Origin of the sequence: Polyangium fumosum (genome assembly GCF_005144585.1) — a bacterium.
Lineage (GTDB): Bacteria > Myxococcota_A > Polyangia > Polyangiales > Polyangiaceae > Polyangium > Polyangium fumosum.
This window is the reverse complement of record NZ_SSMQ01000067.1, coordinates 1-15,337: the sequence shown is the minus strand read 5'-3', so window position 1 is coordinate 15,337 and position 15,337 is coordinate 1. Positions and strand designations below refer to the sequence as shown.

Genomic DNA, 15,337 nt, shown 5'->3' with positions numbered 1-15,337 from the left:
GGCTCGTGCGCGTGCACGTCAGAGGGTGTTCCCCAGGCTGCTGCGCGGCTCGATGCGTCGGTCGGCCTCGCTCGACGTACCCCTCTCGGGGCCTGGGGACGAACAGGAGCTTCGAGTCCTTGCATCCAGAAGCGTGCTGCCCGATGCTTGGACCTCGGAGGAATAACATGCGCACGAAACAAACCATCTTCCTTTGCGCGTTCGCTGCTTTCTCTCTCGGCGGCGCGGCGCTCGGCGTGGGCTGCTCGGGCGGGGACAACACGGCCTCGGGCTCGGCCAACACGGGCGGCAACTCGTCCGGCTCGTCGCAGGGCGGCGGCGGCAATGGGCAGGGGGGCAGCGGCAATGGCGGTGAGGGCGGCGACATCAACTTCTTCGACGCAGGGCCGGGGGACGGCGGGCTGACCGAGGACAGCGCGTGCGTGAGCCAGAGCTCGGAGGCGACGCTCGTCAAGAAGCCGGTCGACGTCATTGTCCTGATCGACAACTCCGGCAGCATGTCGGCCGAGATCATCGGCGTTCAGAACAACATCAACCAGAACTTCGCGCAGATCCTCGAGGCGAGCGGGCTCGATTACCGGGTCATCCTCATTGCGAGGCACGGCAACGCGTCGAGCGCGCAGAGCGTGTGCATCGAGGCGCCGCTCTCCGGCATTCCCGCGGGCGGCTGCACGCCCCCGCCGGTGTCGCCCGTGAACAACCCCGGCAAATTCTACCACTACAGCGTCGAGGTCGCGAGCCACGACTCGCTCTGCAAGGTCCTCTCGACGTACGGCGTGCAGGACGAGTACGGCTTCGCGCCGACGGGCTGGAAGGAGTGGCTGCGGCCCGACGCGTTCAAGACGTTCATCGAGCTCACGGACGACGGCGTCAACTGCAGCTACGGCGGCAAGACCTACAACGACAGCAACTCGGTCAACGGCGGGAACACGGCCGCGACGAACTGGGACACGGCGCTGCTCGCGCTCTCGCCGGAGAATTTCGGCACCGCCGAGAATCGCAACTATCGCTTCTACAGCATCGTCGCGATGGCCTACAACGACCCGGCGGACAAGCCGTACGAGCCCACCGACCCGGTCATCACGGGCAAGTGCCCGACGGCCGCCGATCCCGGCACTGGCTATCAGGGCCTGAGCAACCTCACGGGCGGGCTCAAGTTCCCGCTCTGCGACACGACCTCGTACGACGCCGTGTTCAAGGCGATCGCGGAAGGTGTCGTCGCCGGCGCGCAGGTCGCCTGCGAATTCGGGATCCCCGATCCGCCCGAGGGCACGACCGTCGATCTGGCCAGCGTGGTCGTCGATTACACGCCCGGCGACATGTCCCCGAACAAGCAGTTCAAGCAGGTCGCGGACGCGGCGGCGTGCGCGGCGGATTCGTTCTACATCGACAAGGCCGCGAACCAGATCATCCTCTGCCCGGATACCTGCGGCGTGCTCAAGAACGACGCTGCGGCCAAGGTCGCCGTGCTCTTCGCCTGCGACCCGGGCGGCGCGAACTGAGCGGATGAAAAGGACCATGCTCCATCGAAAGACAGTTCTTTGGGCCTCGGTCCTCGCCGGGTTCGTCCTGGCGTGTGGACCCGAGGTCGGCAATGGCAGCGGCGCGGGCGGCTCCGGCGGCGCGGGCGGCTCTGGCGGCTCCGGCGGCGGCACCCCGGTCGATCCGCCCGGGGCCAAGGATCCGGACGACGTCCTGAAAGCGGCGATCCTCATGGCGAGCTGCGTTCCCGACGACCGTGTGGACAGTTGGCTCCGCAATTTTTATGCGGAGCGCGGGGTCCACAGCGACGAGCTCGACGTCCGGAACTACACGAAGTGCCTCGCGAGCAAGAACAACGGCTGCAAGGCCATTGAGGAGTGCCTCGGGCTGAAGGTCGATCTCTCCGGTCCTTGCATGCCTACCTGCACGGGCAACGTGCTCAAGGTGTGCGACGACCAGCTCGCCTTCACGGTCGATTGCAGCGTGATCGGCCGCGCGTGCTCCGAGGAGGCGAGGGACTGCGTCGACACGAGCGTTCAAGCTGGGCCGGCGTGCAGCTACGATACGTTCAAGGAGGTTTGCCAGGACGGCGCGCCCCGGGTGTGCTCGGGCGAGGTGGAGACGAGCGGCCCTGTCTGCGCTGATGACGGGCTCGCGTGCAAGGACCTGCAATTCGGCGGTGTCGGGTGCGTGGGAACGGGCGCGACGTGCCAGTCGGACACGGGCGGTGGTCTCACGATCGACTACAGCTCAGGTCTCACGTGCGACGGTCCGGAGCTGCGCGCCTGCGTCAACGGAGGCGAGCAGGTGGTCGACTGCGACAAGCTCGTGAAGGGGTCTGTCTGCAACAGCGCGGGAGCGTCGTACTTCTGCGGATTTGGGAACGAGTGTGAGCCCTTCAACGGGGACAACTCGAAGTGCGAGGGCGATTCGATCGTCGTCTGCAACGCCGGCCGGATCGACAAGGTCGACTGCAAGTCGCTCGGGTTCACGGGCTGCAATGCCAACTGGGGTACATGCAGCCCGAGCATCTACGACCAGGCCCCCGCGCCCGATCCCGGGCCCGCTCCCGCTCCCGATCCCGGCCCCGGGCCCTGATCCCATCCTCGCCGAAGAGGGGGTTCCACGAACCTCACCCCCCTTCCCCCTCTCCGCGCGGCCTGAGCATTGGTCTCCTCTCGAAGGCGCCTCGCCGGGCAACGCTCCGGCGCGGTGAGGGTCGGCAAAAGGGGCCGACCCCGGACAGACAACGTCTGCCCACCTCGTGTTTTGTCTTGCCCGACCCGTTCGTCTTCCTGATAGATAGGCCACAGCTCATCGCAGGAGGGGTTCCAGATGAGACGAGGGGATCTTCTCGTCGCGGCGCTCGTCGTCGCGGCGCCGGGCGTCGTGTTGCCTGGGTGTTTGTGGTCGTTCGGGGAGGACGAAGGGCAGGGCCGCATTTGCGCGGCGCTGCTGCGGTTCTTTCGGCTTGGGCTTTTGTTCCTCGGCGCGATTTGCGTCTCGGCATGGCTTCTCGGGTGCGGCGCGACACCCGCGTATACGCAGACGTGGGCGCAGGCGACGCCGAACGGAAAGCGCTTGTTCCGTATATGCCGGCGCCATCCCCAGGTCGATTCGAATGCGCGTTATTGGTACGATCGCGGGGACGGAACACCTCGAACGACGTCCCTGCCGCTCGACGCGCTTCTGGAGAGCCGCGAGGCCAAGGCCATCTTCATTCTTGATGCCAGCGCGCCACCCGAGAGCCGAAAGCTTTTGGGAATTGCATTCCAGGATCTGCCCTGCGACAAACCACCGCCGCCGCCACCCGCGCCGGAGAAGCTCGCGGCAAAGGAGAAGGAGGGCGAACCAAAGAAGGACGAGGCCCGGAAGGACGAGCCGCCGAAGCCGCTGCCGCGACCGAATCCGCGCGGCGCGTCCGCGGTGGAGAGGCGCGTCGAGGTGCATCGCTGCACGGCGTACGTAGAGCCGGGCCAGACGCGAAGGCGTAGCAAAACGGGCGGGCGGACCTGCACGAGGATCCTCCTCCACCGGGGCCGGGGCGACACGGAGCCCATCGTCGCGGAGAACCAGCCGCGCCCGGTCGAGGCGCCCGTGCCCGCGCCGAGTCAGGTGCCCCCAGGTGAAGTCTGGCGGTATGACGACGGGAGCTTGCCCCCGGAGGAGATGGCTCAGCTCGAACGAGCCTACGAGTGCCTCCAGGGAGTTTGCCATGCAAGGCACAAAAACTTTCAGGAGGGAAAGAACAAGCCCGCTGGGACGCACAATGGGCAATCGTTGTCCACGGGGAGCGGTGGGGGAGCGAGCCCGCCGCAGCCCCCGCCGAAGACGAAGGTCCGGACCAAGACGCGGACCTTCGGGAAGCCAAACGGCGCGAAGCCAAACGGCGCGGCGGCGGGAGAGGCGTCACCGGCGAATACGGGCGCGGCGGCGAATGAGAGGCGCGTGCCGAATCCGAATGGGAGGAACGGCGGGGATGCGCACCAGGCGAAGGTGAGAGAGGTCACGGAGAACGTCAAGAAGCGCGGCCTCGAACCGGCGAAGGAGGATCGCGTCAAAACCCCGGGCGGCCACAAGGAAAACCGCTATGTGGACGTTGCCGGAAAGCGTGGGAACGAGGTCGTGGAGCGGCACCAGGTCGGAAAACAAACCAAGGACGGACAGCCGGTGGCGCGTGAACGGCAGGCGCTCGACGACGTGGAGCGCGCGACGGGTGAACGGCCGACGTTTCATCCGTACAACAAGGAGAAGTGAGGAGAGCCATGGGACATCAATCATGTTTCTACATCACGCCCAAAGACACGGCAGCTCTCGAGCAGCGGCTCCGGGAACGGACGGACTTCATCATCCTCCTCTGGAAGTCGCCTTCCGCGTCGCCGCGCGTCGTGGACTCGTTGAACTTCTACGAGAACGGGGAGCAGTGGTACGGCCTCTACCTCGCGCGGCCCGAGGACCTGGACGCGATTGTGATGGACCACGTAGAGACACAGGGGTACTGGACGCTGGAGAGCGATCCTTCGCCCGTGGTCGAGTTCAGTTGTTGCTCCTTGAAAGGGAACCGACTGCGGGAGGGACGCGTGTACTACGTCGACAAGTTCTGGAAGCCAGACAGCGGGTGGGAGGAAAAGAGCGAGGCGTTCCGGAAGTGGGCCAGGATGGTGCATACCACCCTCAAGAAATCGTTGAAGCGGCGTGATTCGCGGTATGTCGAGTACATCGGCGAGGATGCCCAGGCGTGGCTCGATGCCGGAGGAGGACAACTCGAGACCTCCAGCGGGCAGCCTGTGACCTGGTAGCGGACGGCCTGTAGACCTGAACCCAGCGCATCCTCGGGCCCGAGCAGCGCGCCGGTCGTCCGCTGCGCAAATCGCAACGACGCCGAAAACCCTCCACGACCGCCGTCGCAGCGGCAATGCTCGCAGGAACCGCGCTTCCCGCTCGCGGGTGGCGCGGGCGGCCGGGTTTTCGCCGGACGATCCGTTCGAGGATTCGCTGACGTCGTCCGAGGTGCCGTGGGTGGAGGTGCCCGACGTCTCGGGCACTGCGGGGGCGTTCGAGCCGGGGAAGGATCCTTATGCGGCGTATGCGGATGCGGTGATCGAGGCGCTTTCGCAGGACGTCGAGGGCGGCAAGGTGGTCCTGCGCGGGGACTTCGTGACGAATATAAAGGCGTGGCGGTCGAACACGGCGGCGATCGAGAAGGCGCTGGCCACGCGGGTGAGTGTTTCCCAGGCGGAGACGAGAGCGTTTCTGGCCGCGCAGATCCGCGTCACGGAGTACGTGCGGCAGTTCATGGATGCGTCGGATTGGTTCCTGGATTCGCCGATCCCGCCGGATGTCCGGGCGCAGGTGGATGGGGTTCTGAAGAATGCTTTCGCCGAGATGGCGGAGCAGATGAAGGAGAGCCTCAATGGTTGGGAGGCGATCGTGCTCGGGCCGGAGCAGGGCTCCTTCGTGGAGACGGTACGTGCATTTGCCGGGGCGATGTCATTCGTCGGGGAAGGGGCCGCGGCGTATGCGGAGGTGATGCAGACGCTGGTGCATGCGTCGTCGCGCATTGCGATCGGATTCGTGCCGTATGCGGGGCCGGCGCTCGATCTCTGCGAGGCGGTGCTTTGGCCCCTCTGGGCCGACGCGCTCGCGCTCCTTGGAATTCGGCCGAGAGGCGGAGGCTGAGACCCCTCAGCCGAGACGGCGGCGCTGACGGTTCAACGGGCAACGTCCCCGTCGCCAGCTTGAAACGCTCCTCCTTCATCTTGCCACCGGCGCCTTGGAAGGACTGCGCATCGCGCAGTGCTCAGACCATGTGGAGAGGGAGGGTTGGGGTGGGTGAGGTCCGGAAACATCCCCCACCTCACCCTGGCGCGTCCCGCGCCACACGCTCGCTGACTTCGTGGTCGAAGGGCGAGGACTCCGATCACGGGCTCGCCGACCCCGATCACGGGCACGCCGACTCCGATGTCGGAGAGGGAGCACTCCGATCACGGGCACGCCGACTCCGATGTCGGAGAGGGAGCACTCCGATCACGGGCACGCGGACTCTGATGTCGAAGAGGGAGCACTCCGATCACGGGCACGCCGACCCCGATGTCGAAGAGGGAGCACTCCGATCACGGGCACGCCGACTCCGATCACGGGCACGCCGACTCCGATCACGGGCACGCCGACTCCGATGTCGAAGAGGGTGCACCCCGATCACGGGCTCGGCGACTCCGATGTCGAAGAGGGTGCACCCCGATCACGGGCTCGCCGACGCCGATGTCGAGCGGGCTCCTGGAGGAGTCGCGCTACAGCCCCCCGTCCCGCAGCCATTCCCCGAATCGCTCGCCGATCATCAAAGCCGTGACGTTCGTGTTCGTACTGACGATCGTCGGCATGATGCTCGCGTCCGCCACGACGAGGCCCGAGACGCCGCGCACGTGGCCGCGGCCGTCGACGGCCGCCTCGGGATCTCCCTCCGGCCCCATGGGGACGGTGCCGGAGGGGTGATACCCGGAGCCGGAGCTCCATTCGATCCAGCGCGAGATTTCGGCTCGATTGCGGAGGACGCGGTCGTTCGGCCAGAAAGGGACGACGAGGTCGCGCATGGGCTTCGTGCGCGCGACGTGGCCGGCGAGTTCCATGGCCTCGACGGCGCAAGCGCGGTCGTCGGGGTGGAGGATGATGTCGAGCTCGATGCGGGGTTTGGCGGAAGGGTCGGCGCTGGTCCAGGTGATGCGGCCGTGGCCGCGGGGTTTGCCGACGCAGCAGGAGATGCCGACGAGCGGCATGTAATTGCCCGGCCAGGCGAAAAACGAGAACGGCTGGAGCTGCATGTCGCTCGGGAAGGGGCTGCCCTCCGAGGTGTATCGCAGCACCGTTTGAATGAGCGGGTGCCGGATGCTCGCGAATTCGTAGCTTCGCGGGACGAAGAGCGCGAGGGAGCCCGGGTGATCGAGGAGGCGCGCGCCGATGGCCGGGATGTCGGAGACGACGTCCACGCCGAGCCGTTCGAGCAAGTCGCGCGGCCCGATCCCCGAACGAATCAGGATCCCCGGCGTGGCGATCGCGCCGGCCGCGAGGACGACGTGGTTCGTCGCGAGGACCTCGATCTTGCCCGAGGTCTCGACTTCGAGGCCCGTGACCTTGCCATTGTGGAAGAGGACGCGGCGCACGGAGGTGTGCGGCCGGATCGTGAGGTTGTCCCGGCGGCGGACGTCTTCGCCGAGGTAACAACGCGCGGCGCTCATGCGGACGCCGCCGAGCTTGTTCATGGGCTGCGGGCCGACGCCGAACGGGTCCGGGTCGTTTTGATCGGGGCAGGCCGGAAACCCGAGGGCGCGGCAGGCTTCCATGAAGGCGACCTGGAAAGGCGCGAGCTCCTCGGGCGGGTGGCGCCGGATGGGGAGGGGGCCGCCGCGGCCGTGCCAGCGATTCTGGACGTCCTGATCGTCTTCGAGGCGCTTCAAGGCGGGCAGGCACTTCTCGAAGCTCCACTCGGGCAGGCCGAGCGCCGCCCATTCGTCGTAATCGTAGGGCTGGCCGCGGAGCGCGATGCAGGTATTGACCGCGGAGGAGCCGCCGACGACCTTGCCGCGGGGGTACACGAAGGGCTTGTGCCCCGGCATGGGAAAATAGGAAAACCCCCAGTCGTGGGCGTTGATCGAGTTGCGGGTGCCGTCCACGAGGTCCGAGGGGAGCGTCACGCGCGGGGGATAATCGGGCCCCGCCTCGACGAGCAGCACCTCGCGATCCGCGCGTTCGGTCGCGCGGGCCGCGATCACCGCGCCGGACGAGCCGGCGCCCACCACGATGGTCTCCGCTTGCATGGGTCCGAGCCTACCATGTTTTCGGGGCGGTTCACGTCGTCCGGACGCCCGGGAAACATGGCAAACGGTTTTACAGGAAGACCCGCTTCACCTCGGCGGCGAGGGGCTTGTCTGCCCAGCCGGAAGGCAGGTGGCCGAGGGCGGCGCCGATCTTGGCGGCGGCGCCGGGGCGATCGGTGAGCGAGAGGCCCGTGAGGGACGCGGCGATCGGGGCCGGGAGGCCTTCGGGCGCAGGGTCGCCGTGGGGCATCGTGAGGAGCGCGAGGGCGAGCAGGGCGAGGTGTTTGTCCTCGGCGGACATTCCACCGAGCTTGCCGCGCAAGGTGACCGTGGTGCGGCGGAGCTCGGCGCGGAAGAGGCCCTCGCGGGCGGTGTGGCCCCGCGCGACGAGGGCGGCGACGGCGGCGAGCGTGGCGCCGAGATCGGCGTCGAAGAGGCCGTCGGCCTTTTGATGGAGGAGGAGCGCGCGGAGGCCGGCGTCGTCGTTCGTGAGGCGCGGGGCCGCGGGCGGCGCGGATCGGGCCATTTCGACAGCAGGGGCCGGGGCAGCGGCACGGCCCGGGGGCGGCGGGGGCGGCGCGCCGGGGACGGCTAGTCTTGGCGGCGGCGGTGGGGCCGGCCTTGCAGGGGAAGGCGGCGGCGCGCCCATGGCGGGGGGCGGCGGCGGGCCGAACCCGCCGGGCGGCGCGGGCGCGGCCGAACGGAATGCGGCGGCGGCCGGTTTGGCGCCGGGCGGGGCAGGCGACCCGGGGAGCGCATTCGCAAAGAACGCTTCCTCGGCCACGTTCGCCGGCAAGGGCAGGGTGACCGGGACCTTTCCTTCGATCGTCACGTTGCGATGGTCCGGATTCACGCCGATGAGCGCGACCGTGCGGTTGACCAGGCCAAAGGTGGTCCCGAGGCCTTCGAGGGTGGGGTCGTCGTCCGGATCGAACCGATACGTGAGGCGCTTGTTGCGGAGCAGCGCCCATAACGTGGCCGCGCCCTCCGCGCGCGCGTCCGCGGGCACGGCGAGCGAAAGGGCGACGCGCTTCTCCTCGCCATCCGCGCGCTGGCCGAGGAGCACGAGGCGATCGCCCGGCTCGACGGGGCCGCGAAATGCGAGAAGGACGGGCTCGGCGGCGAAGAGGTCGATCGGGCCGGGGGGTTCGAGCATCTTCGGGCTTTTCCGTTCGCCCTCGCGCTCGACGAACACCCGAATGCCTGTCCACAGCGGCGCGGTGATCGCATTTTTGAGCCGCACGAGCGCGCGCTCGAGGTCCTCGTTCGTCGTGACGGGCGTGTACGTGCCGCCGCCGAGCTGCGCGAGCTCGGCGAGCATCGAATGCTGGACGGACTCGCCGATGCCGAGCACGTGCAGGCGCGTGTCGAGGAGCTGGTCCTTCGCGGCCCGGAGGACGTTCGCTGCGTTCGCGACGTCGCCGTCGGTCATGAAGACGACGATGCGGAGCCGGTAGATCTGATCGGGGGGCGGGAGGTTCGTCGTGGCGACGGGGACCTCGGTGCCGAGCCGCGACGAGAGCGCCGCGCGGAGGGCTCTGGATGCTTCCGTGCCGCCGCGCGCGGTGATGCGGCCGATGAAATCGTCCGCGGCCTGGAGGTGCTCGTCGTCGAAGGGGACGGGCGCGACCGCGAGGGCTTCGAGTCGGTCGTCGAACGCGATCACGTTGAAGCGATCGTCGGGCCCGAGCGAGCGCAAGGCGCCGCGCACGGCGCGGATGGCCGATTGCATGGGCGCGCCGCCCATCGAGCCGGAGCGATCGACGAGGAAGGTGACGGTGCGGGGAAGGACGGGTCCCTCGTCCGCGAACGCCGGCGGGACGATGCCGATCGCCGTCGATGGGCCATTCTGATCGGGGCCCGCGGTCGTGTCGTGGCGGATCCACAAGGCGGGTTGGTCGCCCCGGGGTCGATTGGCGATCTCGATCTGCAAATCGCGATCGAGCGGGGCGTCGCGCACCTCGATGCGCCGCTTGCGCGCGCCGGCCTGCATCATGGTCGTGGAATGGGAGGTGCAACGAAGGGTCGCCCGTTCGTCCGGACCATCGTCGATCGTGATGTCCACCCGGGCCCGCGCGGCGAGCGTCGTCGGTCTCGGGCGATCGAGCGCCGCGGCCTCGGTCTCCGTGACGTTCGTCGCGTCCTCCACGTACCGCGGCATGTACGTGAGCGGGACGATGAGCCGGTGGCCGTCGGCGATCGGCAGGAGCCTTTGATCGACCGTGAGCGTGACCTCGACGTCCTCGCCAGGCTCGATCGGTGCGATGCGCAGCCGCGCGAGGTCTTCGCCCTCGGATTCGGCGAGCGCGGCCGATTGCCCCGCCTCGACGGCGCGCTGGTAGTCGGCGCGGGCGCGGGCCCGCCCGCGGATGTTGCCCTCGATCGTGCGGCCGCCGAGCTTCACGACGAGCTCACGCAGCGCGGCCATGGGCGGGAGCGGAAAGACGAGGTCGCCCTCCAGCGTGCAGCCGAGGTCATTGTGGAACGTGACGACGAGGCGGGCCCGCGAGAGGAGCCCGTCGACGTGGATGTCGGCGGTGACGCCTCGGACCGCGAGGAAATCGCCTTCGTTCGCGTCCGAGAGGAGCACGCCGTTGTGGTTCGGAGCGGGTTGTCTCGGCCGCCTGCGTTTTTGCGGCAGGCCCCACGGCTGCTTGCGCGGCTCGCGCCAGACGGCGGGGTCGGCCTCGATGCGCAGGCGCCTCCCGCCGATCTCGATCACGTCGTCGGGGGCCAGATCCATCTTGCCCTGGATCTGCTTGCCATTGACGATCGTGCCATTCACCGAGCCGAGATCCTCGATGCAGACCCGGCCGTCTCGCCATTCGATCTGGGCATGGCACCGCGAGGTGCCGTTCGAGGCGATGACGACGTCGCAGGTGCTCGCTCGGCCGACGTAGAGGATCGGCGTGTCGAACACCTCGCGCGTCTCGCGCCCCCTCGCGTCCTCGACGACCAGCGTGATCATGCCCGCCTCCTCACACACGCATTTCAGGATCGGTCCCCGGCGTCAAGGGTTGACGCGCAGAGCAAGGGCTTCCTAGCATGCGCGTAATGCTGGCCGAACGCCTCGGGACCGCCGAAAAAACGGGCAAGCTCGATCTGCGTGGCCTCGTGCTCGGCCAGGTCCCCCCCGTGATCCGCGCGCTCCGGAACCTCGTCGAGCTCGACCTCGGGAGCAATGCCCTCACCGAGGTGCCCGCATGGCTCGGGGAGCTGACGTCGCTGGAGGTCCTGCGGCTCGAACGCAACGCCCTCGAAGACCTGCCCCGCAAGCTCGGGCGGCTCGACAAGCTGCGTGTCCTCGAGCTGAGCCACAACAAGCTCCAGGCCGTGCCCTCGTTCGTGGCCGATCTGCCAGCGCTCGTATCACTCGACCTCGGCCAGAACCGCGTCGAGTCCGTGCCGCGGTGGCTCGCGGACCGGTCGGCGTTGCGGGCGCTCGTGCTCGGGAAGAACCCGCTCGACGCGTTCCCGGAGCCGGTGCTCGCGCTCTCGGGCCTCACGGAGCTCGGGCTCGCGGGGCTCGGGTTCGAGGCGCTGCCCGGTGATCTCGGCGCGCTCGTGGCGCTCCAGAAGCTCGACCTCGGGGAAAACCGGCTCTCGGGGCTGCCCGCGTCGATCGGCAAGCTCGGCGCGCTCCGGGCGCTCGTGCTACGCGGAAACCGGCTGACGGAGCTGCCGCCCATGCTCCCCGGGCTCCGGTTGCGCGCGCTCGACGTGGCGGGCAATCGCATCGGCGCGCTGCCGCTCGCGGGGCACGCGTGGGACGAGATGGAAGCGCTGGAGCTCGGCGACAACCCGCTCGTCGTGTTGCCCGAGGAGGTCGCTGCGTTCGCCGCGCTCCGGCGGCTCGACCTGCGAAGCACGTGGCTCGAAAGCCTGCCCGACGTGCTCGCGCGGCTGACCGGGCTCCGGACGTTGCTGCTCGCCGGGTCGCCCGTGGGCCTGCGGGACGGCAAGCCGCCGGACGTGCTCTTCACGCTGGAGGGGCTCGAAGAGCTCGATCTGTCGCTGACGGGGATCACGGCGCTGCCCGAGGCGCTCGGCTGGCTCTCGCGCCTGAAGTTCTTGTGGCTGCAAGGCATCCCGCTCACGAGCGTCCCGGCCGCGCTGCGGTCGATGAAGCACCTCGAAGAGCTCGACCTGACGGACACGCCGTTCGGCCGGTCGGATGAGGTCGAGGCGCTCACGGCCGCGCTGCCGACGACCCGGGTGGTGTGCGTCGATTGGGCAGCGACGTACCGCGCAATGCTGGGGGACGTGTACATTCTGCGGGACGACACGGGGCTCGACGATGTCGAGATCGCGAAGTGGGTGCTCGCGCGCGAGCGTGGAGGGCGTTTGCCGGCGGCGGGGCGGCTGCGGCCGGTGGACGAGGAGGTGCTCGAGCGGCTCCACACGCTGGTGTTCATGCAGGCGCCGCGGCGGCGCGTGACGACGCGGAGCGCGGTGGGCGTGATGGTCGATCTCGTGGCGAGGGATCAGCTCGGCTGGCACGAGGTGCTGGAGCAACTGCTCGAAGGCGCGCATGCGAGCGGGATGAAGAGCCGGCGCATCGGGGACACGTCGCGATGACGAGGAAGCGACGACGCCGCGCGGATGTTCGGGTATTCGCGGGAGGAGGCCCTCGGCCGCTCCTTCCCATTGCGGGCGGGGATCGCCTGGGCGCTCAGGGGTTGAGGTCGGCGCGGTAAGGTTCGAGGGTCGCGCGGAAGGTGTCGGTCCAGGGGACGGGCCGGTGCGTCGTGGGATCGACGCGCACGACGGTGCGGGTGCCGCGGGCGAAGTCCTCGTCCTGGTCGGTGGGCAGGACGCGAAAGCCGAAGGTGAGGCTCGATCGTCCGAGCTTCTCGACCCAGACCCGGACGCGCACGTCGCGGACGCCGACGACGGGGCGGAGGTATTCGATGTTGTTCGCCCGGACGAAGTGGAACTGGTCGGGGTTCTTCTGGGCGTCGAGGACGCCGCCCCACCCGAGGTGCTTCCAGAAGGAGCCGATCGTGCGCTCGAAGAGGAGGAGATACCGCGCGTTGTGCAGGATCTGGAAGGCGTCGAGGTCGTCGAAGTAGACGCCCATGAGCGTCTCGTGAAAGCGGGTCATGGTGGCGGAGCGTAGCAGCTAGCGCGCGAACCGTTCGGATCAACCTGACCCGGGGGCGCCAACCCCGCGGATCTTGGCTGGACTTCCACGGACGCGGGCGTCCCTCGCCGCGAGCGTGGTGCCCTTTCCGCCGCCCTTTCCTCCGTGCGGGCCCGCTCGTCCCTCGTCGCGTCGATCGGACGGGGGCGCCACCGACTCCGACGGCAAGACTGGGGCCTCCTTCTTCGCGGGCGGCGGCGGTGGCGCAGGCTTTGGCTTCGGCGGAGCGCCGAGACAGCCAAGAGCCGCGCGCAGTTCCAAGGCGAAACGCCCGAATACGGACGGCGCGCGCCCTTCGCCGGGCGTGGCGCTGCTCGAAGAATCGGCGCCTCCGCAGTGGCATTTGCAGATTGATGGAGGGAGGTGGGTCGTAAGGGTGCGGGCGGGACGGGCCCGCAGCGCTCCGGGCCTATTCGTCGACGACGTGGATCGGGAGCCAGTGGAAGCCGGTGACGCCTGCGTCGAGGAAGATGCGGCGGACCTTGGGTGTGACGAGGAACCTGGGATATGCGAACAGGGCATCGCCCACGTCGCCTTCGTAGTGAGTATCGCCGAACCATTCCCAGGTCACGTTGACATCGCGAATCCCTGTGAGGTCCGAGGTGCGGTAGACGAGGCGGATAGGGACCTCCCAGGGCGTATCGAAGCCGCTCCTTCTGCAAGAGCAGAGGTCGCCAGGTAGAATCGCGGTCGAACGTGGAGACATGGGCGGCATCGTGTGCGTGGCGCAGAGCTGCCGCCACGGGAGTTGGATGTGGCCCCTCTTCTCGAACGCGGCGAAGACGCCCCGGAACGAGATCCCGGTGACGCTGCTCTCCACGAGCACGGCGGCCAGCTTCTCGTCGACGAGTATGTCGTTGTAGGGGGTCGCGGCGACGCGCTGGCCTTCGAGTTTGTGGAGGTCTTCGCCGTCGATGATCATCGCGGACGTCTGCCGGGCCCCGACGCCGCAGCGCTCGCAGGCTTTGGACATGTCGTAGGTCGTGCCCATCCGCGGCCCACCGAAGACCGTGTCGGTGACGTTGAACCACATATTAAGCAGCGGCGCCGCTTCGATCTCCTCTTCGGTGAAGCGGTCGCCGCGAAGATCCCGCCATTGAGCGCCGTGCTCTTGGAGGAGCGCCAGAAGCTTGGAAAGTCGCTCGTCCGTTACGTCGAGGGTGACCCACACGTGCAACACATTCAGGACCGGGGCGTCATCTATCTTTGCGACGTCCGCCCCGCAGCCGATGGATTCGAGGACAGCTTGTGGATCGCCGAGCAGGTCCAACCCATCAAACCAGATCTTCGCTACGGTTCTCATCGCTTTCGCTCCCTGCCGCAACGACACCCTATTTGCCGCCGAAGTACGGCTTGATCGCTGCCAACCAGCGCGGGTTATCCGCATACACTTTCTCATATATCCTCCACAGCTCACGTGGGTTCAGGTTCCTTCCCTCCTCCTGCAACGCCTTCCGCGCATCGCCCAGGAGGCCCGTGATCCGCTTGTGTTTCGCCTCCGTCAAGATCACCGACGGTATCTCGTCAAGCTGCTTTTTCGTGAGCTTGAGGTCACGCCCCATCGCCTTTTCCAGGATGTGATGCGCCTGGAAGTCCCCCTCAAGGCCCCGCGTGAACTCGCGCATCGTTTTGTAGGGGCCGATTGCACCGTTTTGCTCCAGGGCCTCCGCGATCGCCCGCCCATACTTCTGCGCCAGGAGCTCCGCCGTCTCCTTCGATACCTCCTCGGCCCCCTGGAGGATGATCGGCGTCTTCTTCGCGCAAGCCTCCTCCAGCTTCTTCGCGAACGTCTCCGCCTGCCCGATGAGCACACCGGAGGCGATCTGCGTGATCGCCGCCGCTGCCTGGACGATGGCGTTGTCGACGCCGTCCTCGTCGTCGCCGCCGATGATGCCGAACCGCTTGCCGTCTTTCCGCGCGAGGTCGTGGTTGAACTCGCCGTTCAGCATCGCCGAGGCGATCGCCAGCTCACGGACCATCCGCTCCATCGGCGTCAGGGCTTTGCCTTTGCCGGTCCCGTCCCCCTTTCCGTTGCACCCTTGCTTCGTGTCCTGGCAGCGAACCGCGCTCACGAGCGGGCGCCCTTGCCCGTGCTGGAGCTCCGGCAGCGCGCCTCCCCGATCTACCAGCGTGCACGCGTCGTCCACGCATTCCGGCGGATGCACCTCGTCACGTGAGGGCAACACCCGCTCCTTGCTCAGGGCCCCCGACTCCGACGGCAAGACCATGTCCTTCGAGCGCGGATCGTGCGGCGCAGCCTCCTTCCGCGGCGGATCCTCGCGACGAATACGATGCTTCTCCACCCGCTCCTCGACGCTGTCCGGGTCGCTCCCGCCTTTGCCGCCGCTCCCGTTTTCGCTCCCGCCGCCGCCGCCCTTGCCGCTCCTGCCGCCGCCTTTCT

Annotated in this window: 10 protein-coding genes and 1 pseudogene; 6 read left to right on the top strand and 5 right to left on the bottom strand. The window is 68.2% G+C overall.

Annotated elements, in window-relative coordinates; genetic code table 11:
• The first annotated feature begins 167 nt into the window (after positions 1-167).
• The 5 genes from E8A74_RS40860 to E8A74_RS40840 all read left to right on the top strand — a co-directional run bounded on the left by E8A74_RS40860 (position 168) and on the right by E8A74_RS40840 (position 5,661).
• Entirely contained in the window at positions 168-1,502 is a 1,335-nt protein-coding gene (locus E8A74_RS40860) for a hypothetical protein (protein ID WP_136934547.1), read from the top strand.
• Positions 1,503-1,518: 16 nt separating this feature from the next.
• Positions 1,519-2,580 carry a hypothetical protein gene (locus tag E8A74_RS40855; protein ID WP_136934546.1) on the top strand — a complete coding sequence of 354 codons (1,062 nt, stop codon included), beginning with the start codon at positions 1,519-1,521 and terminating at the stop codon, positions 2,578-2,580.
• Between the two features lie 237 nt (positions 2,581-2,817).
• Positions 2,818-4,239: a hypothetical protein gene (locus E8A74_RS40850; RefSeq protein ID WP_136934545.1), complete on the top strand. Its 1,422-nt coding sequence runs from the start codon at positions 2,818-2,820 to the stop codon at positions 4,237-4,239.
• Between the two features lie 8 nt (positions 4,240-4,247).
• Complete coding sequence (locus E8A74_RS40845; protein ID WP_136934544.1) at positions 4,248-4,781, top strand: hypothetical protein; 534 nt, start codon at positions 4,248-4,250, stop codon at positions 4,779-4,781.
• A gap of 148 nt (positions 4,782-4,929) precedes the next feature.
• On the top strand, positions 4,930-5,661 hold the full coding sequence (locus E8A74_RS40840) for a hypothetical protein (protein WP_136934543.1): 732 nt from the start codon (positions 4,930-4,932) through the stop codon (positions 5,659-5,661).
• Positions 5,662-6,272: 611 nt separating this feature from the next.
• On the opposite strand, the gene E8A74_RS40835 is transcribed toward E8A74_RS40840, so the two are convergent.
• Together E8A74_RS40835 and E8A74_RS40830 are read right to left on the bottom strand one after the other, a co-directional pair.
• Entirely contained in the window at positions 6,273-7,793 is a 1,521-nt protein-coding gene (locus E8A74_RS40835; RefSeq protein ID WP_232379968.1) for a GMC family oxidoreductase, read from the bottom strand.
• A gap of 70 nt (positions 7,794-7,863) precedes the next feature.
• The gene (locus tag E8A74_RS40830) at positions 7,864-10,761 is read right to left on the bottom strand and encodes a VIT domain-containing protein (RefSeq protein ID WP_136934542.1); all 2,898 of its coding nucleotides are present in this window, start codon (positions 10,759-10,761) and stop codon (positions 7,864-7,866) included.
• Between the two features lie 86 nt (positions 10,762-10,847).
• Between E8A74_RS40830 and E8A74_RS40825 the strand changes: the two genes are divergently transcribed.
• On the top strand, positions 10,848-12,371 hold the full coding sequence (locus E8A74_RS40825; protein ID WP_170229757.1) for a leucine-rich repeat domain-containing protein: 1,524 nt from the start codon (positions 10,848-10,850) through the stop codon (positions 12,369-12,371).
• A gap of 94 nt (positions 12,372-12,465) precedes the next feature.
• On the opposite strand, the gene E8A74_RS40820 is transcribed toward E8A74_RS40825, so the two are convergent.
• The 3 genes and pseudogenes from E8A74_RS40820 to E8A74_RS53305 form a co-directional block, all read right to left on the bottom strand.
• Positions 12,466-12,897, bottom strand: a complete 432-nt coding sequence (locus E8A74_RS40820) for an acyl-CoA thioesterase (RefSeq protein ID WP_136934540.1) — start codon at positions 12,895-12,897, stop codon at positions 12,466-12,468.
• A gap of 448 nt (positions 12,898-13,345) precedes the next feature.
• A complete protein-coding gene (locus E8A74_RS40815) occupies positions 13,346-14,239 on the bottom strand; it encodes a hypothetical protein (protein ID WP_136934539.1) in 894 nt (297 codons plus the stop codon).
• Between the two features lie 28 nt (positions 14,240-14,267).
• Positions 14,268-15,337: pseudogene (locus tag E8A74_RS53305) on the bottom strand (hypothetical protein); the annotation flags it as partial.